16 protein-coding genes are annotated in these 18,013 nt (G+C 69.2%); 12 read left to right on the top strand and 4 right to left on the bottom strand.

Annotated elements, in window-relative coordinates:
- Positions 1–174: 174 nt before the first annotated feature.
- A complete protein-coding gene (locus tag HRF36_RS01610; protein WP_254280984.1) occupies positions 175–2,049 on the top strand; it encodes an ABC transporter ATP-binding protein in 1,875 nt (624 codons plus the stop codon).
- Positions 2,050–2,065: 16 nt separating this feature from the next.
- Here the strand turns inward: HRF36_RS01610 and HRF36_RS01615 are convergent, their stop codons facing one another.
- Together HRF36_RS01615 and HRF36_RS16015 are read right to left on the bottom strand one after the other, a co-directional pair.
- The gene (locus HRF36_RS01615; RefSeq protein WP_371739960.1) at positions 2,066–2,803 is read right to left on the bottom strand and encodes a DUF305 domain-containing protein; all 738 of its coding nucleotides are present in this window, start codon (positions 2,801–2,803) and stop codon (positions 2,066–2,068) included.
- The gene (locus tag HRF36_RS16015; RefSeq protein WP_217270848.1) at positions 2,800–3,474 is read right to left on the bottom strand and encodes a DUF3105 domain-containing protein; all 675 of its coding nucleotides are present in this window, start codon (positions 3,472–3,474) and stop codon (positions 2,800–2,802) included. The genes HRF36_RS01615 and HRF36_RS16015 overlap by 4 nt, the downstream gene beginning before the upstream one ends.
- Before the next feature lie 242 nt (positions 3,475–3,716).
- Here HRF36_RS16015 and HRF36_RS01625 point away from each other — a divergent pair, with 242 nt between their 5' ends.
- From HRF36_RS01625 to HRF36_RS01655, 7 genes are all read left to right on the top strand, one after another.
- The gene (locus HRF36_RS01625; RefSeq protein WP_173205221.1) at positions 3,717–5,081 is read left to right on the top strand and encodes a cystathionine beta-synthase; all 1,365 of its coding nucleotides are present in this window, start codon (positions 3,717–3,719) and stop codon (positions 5,079–5,081) included.
- A gap of 93 nt (positions 5,082–5,174) precedes the next feature.
- The gene (locus tag HRF36_RS01630; RefSeq protein WP_173205224.1) at positions 5,175–6,329 is read left to right on the top strand and encodes a cystathionine gamma-synthase; all 1,155 of its coding nucleotides are present in this window, start codon (positions 5,175–5,177) and stop codon (positions 6,327–6,329) included.
- 109 nt (positions 6,330–6,438) lie between these two features.
- Complete coding sequence (locus HRF36_RS01635; RefSeq protein ID WP_173205227.1) at positions 6,439–7,818, top strand: MFS transporter; 1,380 nt, start codon at positions 6,439–6,441, stop codon at positions 7,816–7,818.
- Between the two features lie 110 nt (positions 7,819–7,928).
- Positions 7,929–8,948 carry a LacI family DNA-binding transcriptional regulator gene (locus tag HRF36_RS01640; protein WP_371739961.1) on the top strand — a complete coding sequence of 340 codons (1,020 nt, stop codon included), beginning with the start codon at positions 7,929–7,931 and terminating at the stop codon, positions 8,946–8,948.
- Positions 8,949–9,283: 335 nt separating this feature from the next.
- On the top strand, positions 9,284–10,834 hold the full coding sequence (gene mmsA, locus HRF36_RS01645; RefSeq protein ID WP_173205230.1) for a multiple monosaccharide ABC transporter ATP-binding protein: 1,551 nt from the start codon (positions 9,284–9,286) through the stop codon (positions 10,832–10,834).
- On the top strand, positions 10,831–12,198 hold the full coding sequence (mmsB, locus tag HRF36_RS01650) for a multiple monosaccharide ABC transporter permease (protein WP_173205233.1): 1,368 nt from the start codon (positions 10,831–10,833) through the stop codon (positions 12,196–12,198). Before mmsA ends, mmsB begins: the two co-directional genes overlap by 4 nt.
- Before the next feature lie 110 nt (positions 12,199–12,308).
- Entirely contained in the window at positions 12,309–13,406 is a 1,098-nt protein-coding gene (locus HRF36_RS01655) for a sugar-binding protein (protein ID WP_173205236.1), read from the top strand.
- A 96-nt stretch (positions 13,407–13,502) separates the two neighbouring features.
- On the opposite strand, the gene HRF36_RS01660 is transcribed toward HRF36_RS01655, so the two are convergent.
- On the bottom strand, positions 13,503–13,910 hold the full coding sequence (locus HRF36_RS01660; RefSeq protein ID WP_173205239.1) for a hypothetical protein: 408 nt from the start codon (positions 13,908–13,910) through the stop codon (positions 13,503–13,505).
- A gap of 322 nt (positions 13,911–14,232) precedes the next feature.
- Here HRF36_RS01660 and HRF36_RS01665 point away from each other — a divergent pair, with 322 nt between their 5' ends.
- Positions 14,233–14,454, top strand: a complete 222-nt coding sequence (locus HRF36_RS01665; protein ID WP_173205241.1) for a hypothetical protein — start codon at positions 14,233–14,235, stop codon at positions 14,452–14,454.
- A gap of 82 nt (positions 14,455–14,536) precedes the next feature.
- Positions 14,537–15,085 (top strand): MOSC domain-containing protein, encoded by a 549-nt coding sequence (locus HRF36_RS01670; RefSeq protein ID WP_371739962.1) that lies wholly within the window; start codon positions 14,537–14,539, stop codon positions 15,083–15,085.
- A gap of 40 nt (positions 15,086–15,125) precedes the next feature.
- Here the strand turns inward: HRF36_RS01670 and HRF36_RS01675 are convergent, their stop codons facing one another.
- Positions 15,126–15,692, bottom strand: coding sequence for a TetR/AcrR family transcriptional regulator (locus HRF36_RS01675; RefSeq protein WP_173205244.1), 567 nt, complete (start codon positions 15,690–15,692; stop codon positions 15,126–15,128).
- 315 nt (positions 15,693–16,007) lie between these two features.
- Here HRF36_RS01675 and HRF36_RS01680 point away from each other — a divergent pair, with 315 nt between their 5' ends.
- Both HRF36_RS01680 and HRF36_RS01685 read left to right on the top strand, forming a co-directional pair.
- Positions 16,008–17,237: a multidrug effflux MFS transporter gene (locus HRF36_RS01680; RefSeq protein WP_173205247.1), complete on the top strand. Its 1,230-nt coding sequence runs from the start codon at positions 16,008–16,010 to the stop codon at positions 17,235–17,237.
- Positions 17,238–17,263: 26 nt separating this feature from the next.
- Entirely contained in the window at positions 17,264–17,974 is a 711-nt protein-coding gene (locus HRF36_RS01685) for a phosphatase PAP2 family protein (RefSeq protein ID WP_173205250.1), read from the top strand.
- Positions 17,975–18,013: the final 39 nt, after the last annotated feature.

The raw sequence follows: 18,013 nt of genomic DNA on the forward strand, positions 1-18,013 counted from the left end.
TAAACTGTGTGTCCATTCCGCCGTATGGTGTGTCGGGCATTGCGCCCACAACTGGGGGACGAACGGTCGTTCTACGGCGTGTCGTGGTCGCTGCCGAGAGTGGTTGCCCGCCGAGACCGGACCGATGCCCGGCGTCCGGCCGCCGGTGACGGAGGTCGGGCCTACGCTGGCCGCATGAGTTCGATGCACCCGCCTGCAGGTGGTCCCCGGGGTGGCGGTCGGCCCGGCGGTCCGGGCCGGGTGTCGAGCGGTGACGCCGACGCCCAGAGAGCGGCGAACGCCACGGCCCCCCGCATCCCCGACCTCGTCGGGCGCATCCGTGGTCTGTTCTCCCCTCACAAACGGGCACTCGTGGTCACGGTGGTGCTCGTCCTGATCGGGGCCGCCGTCAGCGTCGCGCCGCCGCTGCTCACCAAGCAGGCGTTCGACCGAGGGCTGTTCCCGCCAGGCGGTCCCGACGTGCCCGTGCTGCTCGAACTGGTGGGCGCCATGGTGGGGCTCTGGGTGTTGTCGGCGGGCATCGGCGTCTGGCAGACCTACCTCACGGCCACGGTCGGCAACAAGGTCATGGGTGCGTTGCGCATCCGCCTCTTCGGTCACCTCCAGCGCATGGAACTCGCGTTCTTCACCCGGACCAAGACGGGTGTCATCCAGTCCCGCCTGCAGAACGACGTCGGTGGCGTGGCCAACGTGCTCAGCAACACCATCTCGAGCGTGCTGGGCAACACCGTCACGGTGATCGCGGCGTTCGTGTCGATGCTCGTCCTCAGCTGGCAGATGACCGTCGTCACGGTGTTCCTGCTGCCGTTGCTCGTGGTGGCCCAGCGTCGGGTCGGCCAGGTGCGTGCCCGCATCGCCACCAAGACGCAGGAGTCCCTCAGCGACATGACCGCGATCACGCAAGAGGCCCTGAGCGTCAGCGGCATCCTGCTGGCCAAGAGCTTCAATCAGCAGCACGCCGAGGTCGAGCGCTACTCGGCCGAGAACCGAACCCAGATCGGGCTGCAGGTGCGTCAGCAGATGAGCGGGCAGTGGTTCTTCGCCGTCGTCCAGATCTTCCTGTCGGTCATCCCCGCCATCATCTACCTGGTCGCGGCCTGGCTGATCCTGCGCGACGTCCCGGTCACCGCCGGCACGATCGTGGCGTTCACGACGGTGCAGGCCCGCTTGACCTTCCCGCTCATGGGCCTGCTGCGGGTCGCCCTCGACCTGCAGACCTCGGGAGCGCTCTTCGCCCGCATCTTCGAATACCTCGACCTGCATCCGGCGATCACGAACGACCCGTCGGCCGAGGCCGTCGACGACACGCAGCTCGGACGGGTCGAGTTCGACGAGGTCTCGTTCTCGTATCCCGACGCCGAGCCCGGGCAGACGACCCTCGACGGGGTCTCGTTCGACATCGCCCCCGGGCAGTTCGCGGCCTTCGTCGGCCCGAGCGGTGCCGGCAAGACGACCGTCTCGTACCTCATACCGCGGTTCTACGAGGCGAGCGGTGGCGCGGTCCGCTTCGCAGGGACCGACGTCCGGCGTCTCGACCAAGAATCGCTCGTCGGTCACATCGGGATCGTCAGCCAAGAGACCTACCTCTTCCACGCCAGCATCGGCGACAACCTGAGGTACGCACGTCCCGACGCGACCGACGAGCAGCTCGTCGACGCGGCCCGGCAGGCCAACATCCACGAGACCATCGCGTCGTTCCCCGACGGCTACGACACCATCGTCGGTGAGCGGGGCTACCGCCTCTCCGGCGGCGAGAAGCAACGCATCGCGATCGCCCGCGTCCTGCTCAAGGACCCCGCGGTCATGGTCCTCGACGAGGCGACCAGCGCCCTCGACACGGTGTCCGAGCGCGTGGTGCAAGAGGCTCTCGACACGGCGACCCGCGGTCGGACGACGATCGCGATCGCGCACCGGCTCTCGACCGTCCGCGACGCCGACGTGGTGTTCGTGGTCGTCGCCGGACGCATCGTCGAGCGCGGCACGCACGACGAGCTCATCGCCCTGGGTGGCGTGTACGCCGAGTTGTACGGGCAGCAGGTGGCCTCGTAGCGGTGGGGGAGTGAGCTCAGCCGCGCTCGGCGAGCATCGCCTGCATGGCGTCCACCTCGCTCTGCTGCGTCTTCACCATGCCCGAGGCGAACGCACGCACCTGCGGCACCTCGCTGCGCGCCAGGATCGCGTCGGCCATCTCGATGCCGCCCTCGTGGTGCGCGATCATCAGGGTCAAGAACGTCCGTTCCGCCTCGACCCCGCGGGCCGCGTCGAGCGACGCGAGCTGCTCGTCGGTGGCCAGGCCCGGCATGCGGTCGCCGGGTGCGTGCGTGGCGACGGGCGCGGCCGAGCCGCTCGCGCCTCCTTCGCCGGTCATGTGGTGACTGCCGTAGTCGCCGTCGAGGGTCGGCCGGGTCATCCAGGTCATGGTCGGCTCGGACGGCGCCTGGGGTACCCGCCACAGCTCGAGCCAGGCGTACATCTGGCCGGCCTGCTGCGACTGCGTGAGGGCCATGTCGTACGCCAGCGAGCGGACGTCGGGGTCGTCGGTGCGGTCGCGGACCATCATGGCCATCTGGACGGCCTGCTCGTGGTGCACCTGCATGTCGCGCGAGAACCCCGCCTCGACGCTGTCCGTGCCGGGCGTGACCGGGTTGGGAGAGCTGAGCCGACCGAGCGCGACGCCCACGAGCAGCACGATCGCCACGGTCAGCAGCCCTGCGATCACCAGCCGCAGCCGACGACCCGAGGAGGCGCGGCCCGGCCTCGCCTCGTCGGTCACGTCGACGTCGTCGCGCCCCGGTGCGCTCACGCGATCTTGCCGGTGCCGTCCACGCCACCGGTGCAGGGCGCACCCGGCTCGGGGGCGTTCGTGGACTTCCAGTACTTGGTGACGAAGTCCGACACGGTGGCTTCGTCGTCGGTCACGTTCGAGAAGGGCAGCTGCGCGCCCCAGGCCGACACGTACATCGGCGAGTCGAGGCCCTCGTAGGGCGAGACGACCGCATAGGTGTCGGGGGCGAAGTCGCGCACGGCCTCGATCTCGGCCTCGCTCACCCGGTCGGGGTCGTAGGTGAACCAGATCGCCCCGTGCTCGAGATCGTGGACGGCGTTCTCGTTCGGCACCGGCTCGGTGTAGACCCCGCAGTTGAGCCAGATCTGGTTGTGGTCGCCGCCCGCGGGAGGGGTCATCGCGTAGTCGACGCTGCCGCCCACGTGGTTGGCGGTGAGGTCGGAGTAGGTCTCGACGCCGTCCACCTCGATCGCCTGGGGATCTTGCCGCGGCTGCCCGCTCGTCACGACGAAGGTCACGACGAGGGCGATCGCCGCCGCGCCGGCCACCGAGGCGGTGACGATGCCGATGGTGCGGTTGCGCTTCGCCCTGGCCTGTTGCCTCTTGAGCTCGGCCACCTTCTCTTGCCGTCGAGCGTCGCGCTGCTGCTTGACGGTGGGCTTGTCGGTCGGCTTGTCGCTGCTGGCCACGGGGGTCCTCTGGGTCGGGGAGGTGGTCGGGACGCACCAGATCGTAGATGCGTCATCCATTTTCTCTCATGGCTCCCTGGGAGGCGAGTGCCAGTCGGGCGAGCCCGGTCACGCGGCCGTCACACGGCGCCACCCCCTCGGTAGACTCAGGGACGGGTTCGGCGGGACGCACCGACCGTCCCGCCCACCGAGTCGTCGACCCGCGCGCCCCACACGAAGGCCTCGCGAGAACCGGAGCACCCGTGAAGTACGCCGAGACCGTCCTCGACCTGATCGGCGACACGCCGCTGGTGAAGCTGAACAAGGTGACCGAGGGCATCACGGCGACCGTGCTCGTCAAGGTCGAGTACGTCAACCCGGGCGGTTCGTCGAAGGATCGCATCGCGACGCGCATCATCGACGCGGCCGAGCGCGACGGGCTGCTGCTGCCCGGCGGCACCATCGTCGAGCCGACGAGCGGCAACACCGGGGTGGGCCTGGCCCTGGTCGCCCAGCAGCGCGGATACCGGTGCGTCTTCGTCCTGCCCGACAAAGTGGGTGAAGACAAGCGCAACGTGCTCAAGGCCTACGGTGCCGAGATCGTCGTCACGCCGACCGCCGTCGAGCCGACGAGCCCCGAGTCGTACTACAGCGTCTCCGACCGTCTGGCGCGAGAGATCCCCGGGGCGTTCAAGCCGAACCAGTACGCCAACCCCAACGGCCCGCTCAGCCACTACGAGACGACGGGTCCCGAGATCTGGCGTGACACCGACGGTCGCATCACGCACTTCGTCGCGGGCGTGGGGACCGGCGGCACCATCAGCGGCACGGGCCGCTACCTCAAAGAGGTGTCCGGAGGCGCGGTGCAGATCATCGGCGCCGATCCCGAAGGCAGCGTCTACAGCGGCGGTACCGGCCGTCCGTACCTGCTCGAGGGCGTCGGCGAGGACTTCTGGCCCGCCGCCTACGACCCGTCGGTCGTCGACCGCATCATCGCCGCGGACGACGCCCGCTCGTTCGAGTTGACGCGCCGCCTCGCCCGCGAAGAGGGTCTGCTGGTCGGCGGTTCCTCCGGCCTCGCGGTCGCCGCCGCCCTCGACGTCGCCCGCGAGCTCGGCCCCGACGACATCGTCGTCGCCCTGCTGCCCGACAGCGGTCGCGGCTATCTCGGCAAGATCTTCAACGACGCGTGGATGCGCTCGTACGGCTTCGGCGTCAGCACCGACGAACGCACGGTCCGCGACCTCCTCGCCTCCAAGATGGGGCAGCTGCCCGACCTCGTGCACGCCCACCCGTCCGACACCGTCCGCGACGTCATCGGCATCATGACGACCTACGGCGTCTCGCAGATGCCCGTGCTCTCGGCCGAGCCCCCGGTCGTCATCGGCGAAGTCGTGGGCGCGATCGAGGAGAAGACCCTGCTCGAGGCCGTCTTCAGCGGTGGCGCGACCATGGGCGACGCCGTGTCGGCCTACCTCGGTGACCCCCTGCCGTTGATCGGCGTGAGCGAACCCGTCTCGGCGGCCCGGTCCGCGCTCGAGTCGGTCGACGCCCTGCTCGTCACCGACGACGGTCGCCCGGTCGGCGTCGTCACGCGCCAGGACGTCCTCGCCTTTCTGTCCTCCTGAGCGGTCGGATCGGCACCGTGACCCGGTGACCCGGCCCGCGCCTCCTCGTCCCCACCGTCTGCGCACCACCCGTCCCCCTCGAAAGGACACCCCATGACCCACGGCTTCTCGACCCGGGCGATCCACGCCGGCCAAGAGTTCGACCCCACCACCGGTGCCGTCGTCCCCCCGATCTACCAGTCGTCCACGTTCGTGCAGGACGGCATCGGCGGATTCCGCGGCGGCTACGAGTACGCCCGGTCGGCCAACCCGACGCGCGACTCGCTCCAGACCCTGCTCGCCGACCTCGAGGGCGGCACCGCCGCGTACAGCTTCGCCTCGGGCCTCTCGGCCGAGGACGCCTTGCTGCGCTCGGTCCTGGCACCCGGCACGCGCATCGTCATGGGCAACGACGTCTACGGCGGCACCCACCGTCTGGTGAACCGGGTCTGGGTGCCCTGGGGGGTCACCCTCGACACGGTCGAGATGAGCGACCTCGACGCGGTGCGCGCGGCCGTCGAGGCCGCCCCGACGGCGGTGCTCTGGGTCGAGACGCCCAGCAACCCGCTGATGAAGATCAGCGACATCGCGGCGCTCGCCGAGATCGGCCACGCCGCGGGCGCGGTCGTCGTCGTCGACAACACCTTCGCCTCGCCCTACCTGCAGCAGCCCCTCGCCCTCGGGGCCGACGCGGTCGTGCACTCGACGACGAAGTACATCGGCGGTCACTCGGACGTCGTCGGTGGTGCGGTCGTCGTCGCCGATGACGAACTCGGCGCCAAGGTCGGCTTCGTGCAGTTCGGCGTCGGGGCCGTGTCGGCGCCGATGGAGGCCTGGTTGACCATCCGCGGGATCAAGACGCTCGGCGTCCGCGTCGACCGCCACTCGTCGAACGCCCTGGCCATCGCTCACGCCCTCGAGGGGCACGCGGCCGTCGAGCGCGTCTACTACCCGGGCCTCGAGTCGCACCCCGGACACGAGCTCGCCGCCCGGCAGATGCGGGCGTTCGGCGGCATGCTCTCGGTGCAGCTGACCGCCGGCGCCGCGGCAGCCCGCCGGTTCGCCGAGTCGACCGAGTTGTTCCAGCTGGCCGAGTCGCTCGGTGGGGTCGAGTCGCTGATCGGCTACCCGAGCGAGATGACGCACGCGTCCGTGCGCGGCACCGAGCTCGAGGTGCCCGACTCGATCGTGCGGCTGTCGGTCGGCATCGAAGACCTCGACGATCTGCTCGGCGACGTCACGCAGGCGCTCTCGCGCCTCGACGCCTAGGCGACGCCGCGTTCTGCGGGAGGCGCGGTGCGGGGGAGTCCCGTACCGCGCCTCCCGGGCTCGTCTCGTCCTTCGCCCCGGACCGGCGGGCTCGGCCTAGGCTCGTCGCATGTCCGACGTCGCCGTGAGCACCCGCCCAGAGGGCGTGCTCAGCAGGCGCTACCGTCTGGCCACGCTGGGCATGTGTGCGCTGATCGGCATCGCGGCTTTCGAGTCGCTCGCGGTCACCACGATCATGCCGATCGTCAGCCGCGAACTCGACGGCGAGGCGCTCTACTCGCTCAGTTTCGCCGCACCCCTCGCCTCGGGCCTGGTCGGCATGGTGGTGGCGGGCAACTGGGCCGACCGCAGCGGGCCGCGGGTCGTCGTCATCGCCTCGATGCTCCTGTTCGCCGTGGGTCTGCTCATCGTCGGCACCGCGCCCGACATGGTCGTGCTGCTGCTCGGCCGTCTGGTGCAGGGCGTCGGCTCGGGCGCGGTGATCGTCGGGCTCTACGTGATGGTCGCGAGGCTCTACCCGCCGGGCCTGCACCCCTCGATCTTCGCCGGCTTCGCCGCGGCCTGGGTCGTGCCGGGGCTCGTCGGGCCGCTGGTCGCGGGCATCGTGGCCGAGACGGTGGGCTGGCACTGGGTGTTCCTCGGGGCGCTCGTCCTCGCCGTGCCGGCGTTCTTCGCCGTCCTGCCGAGCCTGCGTCGCGTCTCGCCTCCCGCCGTGGCCGAGGGCGGGCAGCGCGTGGCCTGGAGCATCGGTCGCATCCTCTGGTCGCTCGGCGCCGCCCTCGGCGTGCTGGCCCTCAACCTGGTCGCCGAGTTGCCGACCTGGCTCACCGTCGTCGTCATCGTCGTGGCGGTCGTCGTGCTCGCCGTGGCCCTGCGTCCGCTGCTGCCGCCGGGGACGCTGAAGGCCTCGCCGGGACTGCCCACCCTCGTGTTGATGCGGGGACTCGTCGGGGCGGCGTTCCTCGGCAGCGAGGTCTACATCCCGTACATGCTCTCGGCCGAATACGACTTCAGTGCCTCGGCCTCGGGTGTCACCCTGACCCTCGGCGCGCTCGGCTGGGCGTTCGCCAGCTGGGTGCAAGGGCGGCTCGGCGATCGGGTGCGCCACCGCACGGGCATCCGCATCGGCATCGTCCTGGTGCTCGTCGGCGTCGTCGTCGCCGCGCTGACCCCGGCGTTCCACCTGCCTCCGGCCTTCCTCATCGCGACCTGGGCCGTCGCGGGGTTCGGCATGGGGTTCATGTACCCGCGTTTCTCGGTACTCGTCCTCGCCCTGTCGACCGAGTCCGAGCGCGGGTTCAACAGTTCGGCACTGACCATCGCCGATTCCACCGGGTCGGCCGTCGCGTTGGCCCTGACCGGGGCCGCCTTCGGACTGCTCGGAGGGGCGTCCAGCCCCGTCGCCTTCGTCGTCTGCTTCGCCGTGGGCACGGGTGTCGCCGTCCTCGCGCTGGTCCTCAGCGGCCGCGCGGTTCCCCGCGGACGTTGACCGCGCCTCCGCACACTCGTGGAATCGCACGCCTCCGGAGGAATGCATAATGGTCTGCAGACGACGATGTGTACGGTCACATCGCCCGGTCACAAAGCGACGGAGCGACGGTGAAGCCTGACATCGACAAGGTGCGTGCTCCCAACATCCGCGACGTGGCCGCTCTCGCGGGCGTGTCGTACCAGACCGTCTCGCGCGTTCTCAACGACAGTCCGAGCATCCGGCCGAGCACGCGGCAGAAGGTGCTCGACGTCATCGACGAGATCGGTTACCGGCCGAACCAGGCGGCTCGTGCACTGGTCACCAGCCGGTCCAAGGCCATCGGCGTGCTCACCCTGCAGAACGTCCACTTCGGTCCGCAGACGATCGTCAACGCCATCGAGGTCGCGGCCAGGACCGCCGGCTACCGGTTGAGCATCGCGAGTACGACGACGGTGTCCGACGACGTGAGGGCGAGTCTGCAGCTGCTCACCAACCAGGCGGTCGAGGCGATCATCGTCATCGCCCCCCAGCGCAAGTTCTTCGACGTGATCGACGAACTCGACCTGGACGTCCCCATCGTCGCCCTCGACTCGACGCAGCGTGCCCGCGCACACAGCCTCTCGGTCGACCAGTTCGAAGGTGCCCGCCTGGCCACCCGGCACCTGATCGACCTCGGTCATCGACACATCGTGCACGTGGCCGGCCCGCAGGACTGGATCGAGGCCGACGAGCGGATGCAGGGCTTCCTCTTCGAGATGGGCGAGGCCGACCTGTCGATCGAGCCGCCGATCCTCGGCGACCTCACCGCGGACTTCGGCTACCTCGCCGGTCAAGAGCTGCTGCGGCGCCGCGACTTCACCGCGGTCTTCTCCGCCAACGACCTGATGGCGGTGGGCCTGCTGCACGCCTTCCGCGAAGCGGACGTCGACGTTCCCCGCGAGGTCAGCGTCGTCGGCTTCGACGACTCGCCGACCGCACCGCACCTGTGGCCACCGCTGACGACGGTTCGGCAGGACTTCGCCCTGATCGGTCGGCGCGCCGTCGAGCTCGTCGTCGCCGAGCTGGACGGTGGCACGGTCCTCGACCGCACGTTGATCCCCCCGGAGCTGGTGGTCCGGGGCTCGACCTCACGACCCTGGTTCCTCTGACCTGCCCGCGGGCCCACGGTCCGACGGGCCGTGGGGAGGCGCGGCGAGCGTCCGCCGGGCAGTGTTCGATAACGGATCGGCATCGGCATTTGACAGCACCCCCGTGCGGGATTAGCTTTGCTCAGGTCGCAGTGTGAACGGTCACATCTTGCGGGTCGGGCATCTTTCCGCCTACCTGCCGCATGTGCCGAGCACGGCGACGCCGAACAGCAAGATGCCCACCGGAGCACGTCTCCGGTGGACGACGACGAGGTCGAAGGTCGAGGACGACGTGCCCAGTGCCGTGACGCAGAGCGAGCAGCTCGCGATCAGCCACATCCCCGGGGGTGCCCCGCATGGGCGTTGATTCTCCCGTCATCCTCGAGATGCGTTCCATCACGAAAGAGTTCCCGGGCGTCAAGGCGCTCGACGACGTGTCGATGCAGGTCCGCGCCGGTGAGGTGCACGCGATCTGCGGCGAGAACGGCGCCGGCAAGTCGACGCTGATGAAGGTGCTCTCGGGTGTGTACCCCTTCGGTACCTACACGGGCGACATCGTCTACCAGGGTGCCGAGATGCGCTTCCGCGACATCCGCTCGAGCGAGTCGCAGGGCATCGTGATCATCCACCAAGAGCTGGCGCTGATCCCCGAGCTCTCGATCACCGAGAACATCTTCCTCGGCAACGAGCCGACCCGCTTCGGGGCCATCGACTGGCGCGCGGCCAAGACGAAGGCGATCGACCTGCTCGCCCGCGTGGGCCTCAAGGACGACCCCGACACCGCCGTCAAGAACCTCGGCGTCGGCAAGCAGCAGCTCGTCGAGATCGCCAAGGCACTGAACAAGAACGTCAAGCTGCTCATCCTCGACGAGCCGACGGCCGCCCTGAACGAGGCCGACTCGCAGCACCTGCTCGACCTGATCCGCGGCCTCAAGGGGCGTGGCATCTCGTCGATCATGATCAGCCACAAGCTCAACGAGATCGAGGCCATCGCCGACTCGATCACCATCATCCGCGACGGCCGCACCATCGAGACCCTCGACGTCCAGGCCGACGGCGTCAACGAGGACCGGATCATCAGGGGCATGGTCGGTCGCAACCTGGCCAGCCGCTTCCCCGACCGCACGCCCAAGATCGGCGAGGTCTTCTTCGAGGTCAAGGACTGGTGGGTGCGTCACCCGCAGACCGCCGAGCGGTTCGTCTGCAAGGGCTCGAACATCACGGTCCGTAAGGGCGAGATCGTCGGTCTGGCGGGCCTGATGGGCGCCGGCCGCACCGAGCTCGCGATGAGCATCTTCGGTCGGTCGTACGGTCAGTTCGTGTCGGGCGAGATCGTGAAGGACGGCAAGACGATCGAGATCAAGAACGTCTCGGACGCCATCGACAACGGGCTCGCCTACGTCTCGGAAGACCGCAAGGTGCTCGGGCTCAACCTGCTCGACGACATCAAGCGGTCGACGGTCGCGGCCAAGCTGACCAAGATCTCGAAGGCGTCGGTGGTCAACACCTACGAAGAGCACTCGATCGCCGAGGAGTACCGCAAGAGCCTGCGCGTCAAGACCCCCACGGTCGACGAGGGCGTCGCCAAGCTGTCGGGCGGCAACCAGCAGAAGGTCGTCCTGGCCAAGTGGATGTTCACCGACCCGGACCTGCTCATCCTCGACGAACCCACGCGCGGCATCGACGTGGGCGCCAAGTTCGAGATCTACAACATCATCAACCAGCTCGCGGCGCAGGGCAAAGGCGTGATCGTCATCTCGTCCGAACTGCCCGAGCTGCTGGGACTCTCCGATCGCATCTACACGATCTTCGAGGGCACCGTCACGAACGAGATCGAGGCCTCAGAGGCCGACGCCGAGACGCTCATGCGAACCATGACCTCGAAGAAGAAGGAGCAAGCCGCATGAGTGGCATCAAAGACCTGAAGAAGGTGTTCGGCGGCAACGCGTCGAGTGCACGCCAGTTCGGCATGATCGCGACGCTCGTCGTGGCGATCGTGTTCTTCCAAGTGCTGACCGGTGGCCTGACGCTCGACCCGCCGAACCTGATCGCCCTCGTGAGCCAGTACTCGTACATCCTGATCCTCGCCATCGGCATGGTGATGGTGATCGTCGCCGGGCACATCGACCTCTCGGTCGGCTCGGTCGCCGCCTTCGTCGGCATCATGGTCGCCACCGCCATGAGCAACTGGAACTTCCCGTGGCCGCTGGCCATCGTCTTCGGCCTCGTGGTCGGGGCCGTCATCGGGGCCTGGCACGGCTTCTGGGTCGCGTACGTGGGTGTCCCCGCGTTCATCGTGACCCTGGCGGGCATGCTGCTGTTCCGTGGTGCGAACCAGTTCGTCGGCGACGCCACGACCCTGCCGGTGCCCGAGGCCTTCACGGTCATCGGCGCGGGCTACCTGCCCGAGTTCGGTCCGAACACCGGCTACAACAACGCGACCCTGCTGCTCGGTCTGGTGCTCATCGTCGCCGTGGTCTACAACGAGTTCCGCATGCGCCGCATCCAGCAGAAGATGGGTTCCGAACGGGCCCCTCTCTGGGTCAGCCTCGTCAAGCTGGTCGTGCTCGTGGGGATCATCGCCTACGCCGCGACGCTCTTCGGCGGCGGACGCGTCGGCACCTCGTTCCCCGTGTCGGGCATCATCCTCGGCGTCCTCGTGCTCATCTACGGCTTCGTGACGCAGAACACGATCTTCGGTCGACACATCTACGCGGTCGGCGGCAACTCGCACGCTGCAGAGCTCTCGGGCGTCAAGGCGAAGCGCATCAACTTCTTCGTCATGATGAACATGTCCGTGCTCGCGGCCCTGGCCGGCATGATCTACGTCGCCCGTGCCGGTGCCTCCGGCCCGCAGGACGGCCTCAACTGGGAGCTCGACGCCATCGCCTCCGTCTTCATCGGTGGTGCGGCGGTCGCCGGCGGCATCGGAACGGTGACCGGCTCGATCGTCGGTGGATTCGTCATCGCCGTCCTCAACAACGGGCTGCAGCTGCTCGGGGTCGAGTCCGACAAGGTCCAGATGATCAAGGGACTCGTCCTGCTCATCGCCGTCGCCGTCGACGTCTACAACAAGAGCCAGGGTCGGCCCTCGATCACCGGCTTCCTCACGCGGGGCCTGCGCCGCGACAAGAACGGCATCGCCGCCTCCGATCTGCCCCCGGGCGCCCAGAACGGTGTCGGCCGCGACGCCGAGACGACCGAGCCCGCCCTCACCCCGAACGGCGACATCTCGGACGTGCAGCGTCCCAAGGCCACCACGCCCAACTAGACCCACCACCCGCGCGCCCGTCCATCGACGGCCGGGCGCGCCTCCACCGGGAGTCCGCACCGCGGGCGACCACACGGCACCACCACTCACAACGAGAAAGTAGACACAGCATGCGCAAACTCGCGCTGACGACCTTCGCGGTCGCCGCAGCAACGACGCTGATCCTGAGCGGCTGCTCGAACTCGGCCCGCACCGACGCGGGTTCGGGCGATGCGGCCGCAGGTTTCGAGTCCGGTTCCCTCATCGGCGTGGCCCTGCCCGCCAAGACCAGCGAGAACTGGGTCCTCGCCGGCGACCTCTTCACCCAGGACATCACCGATGCCGGGTTCAAGCCCGACGTCCAGTACGCTGCCGCGTCCGCCCCCGTGGCGAACCAGCAGGAGATCGTCCAGTCGATGGTCACCAAGGGCGCCAAGGTCATCGTCATCGGCGCCGCCGACGGCGGTCAGCTCGGCACGCAGGTCAAGGCAGCCCACGACGCCGGCGCCGTGGTCATCGCCTACGACCGTCTCATCCTCAACACCGACGACCTCGACTACTACGTGGCCTACGACAACTTCAAGGTCGGCGAGCTCCAGGGCCAGGCCCTGCTCGACGGCATGGCCGCCAAGAAGGCCGAGGGCCCGTACAACGTCGAGCTGTTCTCCGGCTCCTCCGACGACGCCAACTCGAAGGTCTTCTTCGACGGCGCGATGAGCGTCCTGCAGCCGAAGATCGACGACGGCACGCTCGTCGTCGCCTCCGGTCAGACCGACATCAAGCAGACGGCGACCGACGGCTGGAAGCCCGAAAACGCCCAGCGCCGCATGGACTCGCTGCTCACCAGCACCTACGGCTCCACCGAGCTCGACGGCGTCCTGAGCCCGAACGACACCCTGGCCCGCGCCATCATCACCTCGGTGAAGCAGGCCGGAAAGGCCATCCCCGTGGTCACCGGTCAGGACTCCGAGGTCGAGTCGGTCAAGTCGATCATGGCCGGCGAGCAGTACTCGACCATCAACAAGGACACCCGCAACCTCGTCAAGCAGGCCGTCGCGATGGTGACCTCGCTCAGCAAGGGTGACAAGGCCGAGACGAACGACGACGAGTCGTACGACAACGGCAACAAGGTCGTCCCCGCGTACCTGCTGCCGCCCCAGATCGTGACGAAGGACAACGCCGCCGAGGCGTACGCCAACGACACGACCCTCGAGCCGCTCACCAAGTAACACGCCCTCTGCCGTCGGCGGCGCCTTCGCGCCGACCGACCAACAAATGGAGCCGGTCACCCCGTCAGGGGTGACCGGCTCTTGGCGTTCCAGCCGTCAGGCGGTGCAGGCGCGGTAGGTCCCGAGTCCGCCGAGCGCGAGGCCGACATAGGCCACGGCACCGGCCGTCGTGTACACGGCGATCGCCGTGCCGGCCAGACCGATCGCGCAGTCGATCGTGATGGCGTTGGGGTCGGCCACCTGACCGGGTGCGGCCAGGTTGGCCGAACTGATCAGCTTCCCGTCGAGGTACTTCTGCAAGTACGACCCTCGGCAGGTCTGCAGGGACGTGCCGGCCGGCAAGGTCAGGCTCGACCCGTCGGGTTGGACGCAGACGTAGTAGTACTGGCCCGCAGGGTCGGCCTGGGCCGCGGTCGAGCCGCCGACCACCAGGGCGGCGGCGGCTGCCATCGTCGTCGCGACCTTGGCGAAGGTCTTCTTCTTGGTGTTCACAGAGGTGTTCATGTTGCTGCCTCTCTTTCGTCACGACCTCGCCGCTTTGCGAGGCCGACTACAGGCAAGCACCCGGGATGCCCCGCCGGGACCGTCTCGTCGACATGTGAGCACTATCGGACAGACGGGTCTACCCTCATCGATTTGCCGATTTCGGGTGTGCTTGTACACGCACGGACGGAACCGGCCGGACCCTCGTTCGAGAGTCCGGCCGGCCTCATTCAGACGTACATGAGGTCCGCCCGCGAACTCCGCGTGACAGGCGCCCTTCTGCTTCGACGCGGCGTTGTCGACGGACACGAGGAGTCCGTCCCCACCTGTCGAGATGATTTTCATGACGCCACCGAAAGTCGCGACGATGTATTCCTGGGTGACATTGTTCGTGGCCACCTTGCCGCCTCCCGTCATCTCGATCGAGATGACCTGCTTTCCGCTGAGGTACCCCTTCAGGTACGAGCCCTTGCAGGTGCTCAGGGCCGCACCCGAGCGAAGCGTGTTGTTCGAGCCGTTCGACGCGATACAGACCCACGTGTACTTGCCCCCGACGTCCGCGTGAGCGGCCTGCGGTGACACGATGGCCCTGAGGGGTGGCGGGGACCAGTCCGCACTTGTGTGGGCCGGCTGGCTAAGCTCGGCCCGTGCCCCGAGGATCGGACGATCGCCTGCCCGTCTCGGGCACCTTTCCCGTCGGGGTCGAACTGCTGATCGCCGCGCCCCGGTCCCGCTACGTCGGCCGGCCCGCCGACGGCCCGGCTCCGGTTTCGGGCCCCGAGCAGCACGCCACGGTGACGGTGCGGGCGCATCTCGGCATCGTGGGCGACCGGTACTTCAACTCCCCGGCCCATCGCGGCGCCTCCGTCACCCTGTTCGCCGCCGAACAGCTCGAGCACGTCGCCCGGCAACTCGGCCTCCCCGAGGGAGCGGTGCTCGACGCCGCCCTGACGCGGCGCAACGTGGTCGTGCGCGGGGTCGACGTCGACGCGCTCGTCGGGCGTCGGTTCGACCTCGACACGGGTGACGGCCCGGTGTCGTTCCAGGCCCACCGGGCGGCGAACCCCTGCGCCTGGATGGACGTGGTCTTCGGTGCGGGGGCGTTCCGCGCGCTGAGGGGGCGTGGTGGCATCCGATGCGAGCCGCTCAGCGACGGGGTGCTGAGCGTCGGGCCGGGAGTGCTGCGCGCCTCCTAGGCCGACCGGGCCGTGACGCCGGCGACGATCAGGCGTCGCGTCAGCCCCACCAGGTGGGCATCATGAGGTTCATGGTGTCGAGCAGGGCGCGGCGGCTCGTGCGCTTGCCGCCGAGCCAGGCCTCGATGGCGCCGACGAGCCCGTGCGCCAGGTGGCCGGCGGCGATGTGCACCGCCAGGCCCTCGGGCAGACTGCCGGGGGGCAGGGTGCCGAGATGCTGAACGCTGGACTCCTCGAAGTGCCGGGCCAGGGCCTGGTGGATCGAGGCGTCGAGTGGGTCGGGCAGGGCGAGGCGGTAGATCTCGCGATACCGGACGACGTGGTCCACGACCTTCTCCATCGCGCGTCGTGTCGCCTCACGGCCGTCCGCGCGGCCCTCGAGCCTCAGGGCGTGGTCCTCGTCGCGGATCGCGTCGAGCTCGGGGGTGAGCACCGAGGTGAGCAGGCTGCCGGGAGAGGTCGCATGGCTGTAGAACGTGGCGCGGTTGATGCCCGCTGCCCGGGTGACGTCGGCGACCGAGATGCTCGACACGGGCCGGGACGAGGCGAGCTCGACGACGGCGGCGTGCAGCGCCTTGGTGGTCTGGACGATGCGCGCGTCGACCATGAAGGGTCCTCCTCGGGTGCTCGGGCGGGACGGTCGCGCCCGAGGCCAGCTCGAGCCTAGACCGGGCCGGGTCGACCGCCGTCACGGCACGGCGCCGGGGGGCTGTCGCGGGGGCCCGCGGCCGGGATAGGCTGAGAGACGACGGGTGTCGTGCACCGATGCCGTCCCCCTCCCTCATCCCACCCCCTCGAACCACGTGGAGTTCGTGCGCGTCGGCGCGATCGCATCGATTCGACCCGCCAGCCGTCCCGCTCGTCGTGGCCGCGCCTCCACGTGCGCGTCGACCCGTGACCACCCCCAGACAGGACCTGCCTCGTGACCACCGTCGTCCACCCGGGTGACTCCCTGACCCGCCGCCAGCGGCTCGTCTACGTCATCGTGCTCGGAGCGCTCACCGCGCTCGGGCCGTTCACGATCGACCTGTACCTGCCGGCGTTCCCCGAACTCAGCCGCGACTTCTCGGTCGACAGCGGCGTCATCCAGCTGACCCTGACGGCGACCACGATCGGTTTCGGCGTCGGGCAGCTATTGGTCGGGCCGTGGAGCGACAAGGTCGGTCGTCGCACGCCGTTGATCGTGGCCACCGCCGTGCACATCCTCGCCAGCATCGGGGCCGCGAGCGCGCCGACCATCGAGCTGCTCGCCGTGTTCCGCGTGTTGCAGGGGATGGGGGCCGCCGCCGGTGGCGTCGTGGCCATGGCGACCGTGCGCGACCTGTTCGGCGGATTGCCGCTCGTGCGCATGCTGTCGCGCCTCGCCCTGGTCAACGGGCTCGCCCCGATCGTCGCTCCCGTCATCGGCTCGCAGCTGCTGGCCTTCACCAGCTGGCGCGGCATCTTCGTGTTCCTGGTGGCCTACGGCGCGTTCGTCATCATCGCGGCGATCTTCCTGATCGTCGAGACGCTGCCGCCCGCCCGTCGGCACGAGGCCGGGCACACGACGCTGGGCCAGCGCTACAAGGTGCTGTTCAGCGACCGCATCTTCGTCGGTGTCGCCCTGATCGGGGCGATGGTCTTCTCGGGCCTCTTCTCGTACCTGTCGGCGTCGTCCTTCCTCTTCCAAGAGGTCTACGGCCTGAACGCCCAGCAGTACGGCTACCTCTTCGCGATCAACTCGCTCGGCATCGTCGCCGGCGTGCAGATCAGCTCGCGGTTGGCCCGCCGTGTGGGGCCGCAGTGGATCCTCGCCTGCTCGACGGTCGTGCTGTTGCTCGCGGCCGCGGCGATCGTCGTGCTCGACTCGCTCGGGGCCGGCCTCGTGGGCATCCTCGTGCCGCTGTGGTTCTTCATCGCGGCCTGCGGCTTCTCGTTCCCGCAGGTGCAGGTGCTCGGCCTCGCCAACCACGGCAAGGAGGCCGGCACGGCGGCGTCGCTGCTCGGCGCCCTCAACTTCGGCCTGGCGGGACTCATTTCACCGGTGGTCGGGTTCCTCGGCATAGGGTCGGCCGTGCCGATGGGCAGTGTCATGGTGGCCACCTCGTGCGTGGCCATCGCGAGCCTGTGGCTGCTGGTGCGCCCGCGGACGGTGCCGGCGCTCGGTCGCTGACCCGCGCCTCCCGGTACCGTCTGGGTATGCGCACCGACCCGCTCGAGCCGAAGCCCGCCTCCCCGTCCGAGCAGCGGGTCGCCCGCCGCGTGCAGCGTCGGTGGTGGGTGTTCAGCGCGCTCGGCGCGATCGGCGTGGTCCTGCTGCTCGGCGTCGTGATCACGGCCCGGGCGGGCGTGATCGGCGTGGACGAGCGGTTCATGGGAGAACTGGTCGAACACCGCAGCCCGTTCTGGGACGTCCCCTCGTTGGTCTTCAACTCGATCGGCGCCGGGGTGGTCGGGGTCTTCGTCGTACCCCTCGGCGTCGCCGCGGTGTTCCTGCTCCGGCGTCGACCCTGGGCCGCGCTCTATTGGATCGCCGCCTGCGCGGTCAGTGCGGGCGTGGTGCAGGCCGTCAAGCACACGTTCGGCCGGGCCCGACCCGAGGACATCCTCGTGGTGAGCGACTACGGCTCGTTCCCGTCGGGGCACACGGCCAACGCGGCCACGCTCGCGGTCGTGCTCGGGGTCATCCTGCGACGCGTCTGGGTGTGGGTGGCGGGCGTTCTCTACACGGTGCTGATGCTGCTCAGCCGCACCTACCTCGGCGCGCACTGGCTGACCGACACGATCGGCGGACTGCTGATCGGTGCCGGGGTCGCGGTGATCCTGTGGGCCCCGGTGGCGCACCGGCTGCTCGACGAGCAGGAGCGCGTGCGTGGTCGTGGTTGGATCTGGCAGGGCCGAGGCGCGTGATGGTGCCGCCCGGCGTCGCCGAACTCGCCCGGACCGCAG

The organism is Frigoribacterium sp. VKM Ac-2836 (assembly GCF_013248995.1).
GTDB lineage: Bacteria > Actinomycetota > Actinomycetes > Actinomycetales > Microbacteriaceae > Frigoribacterium.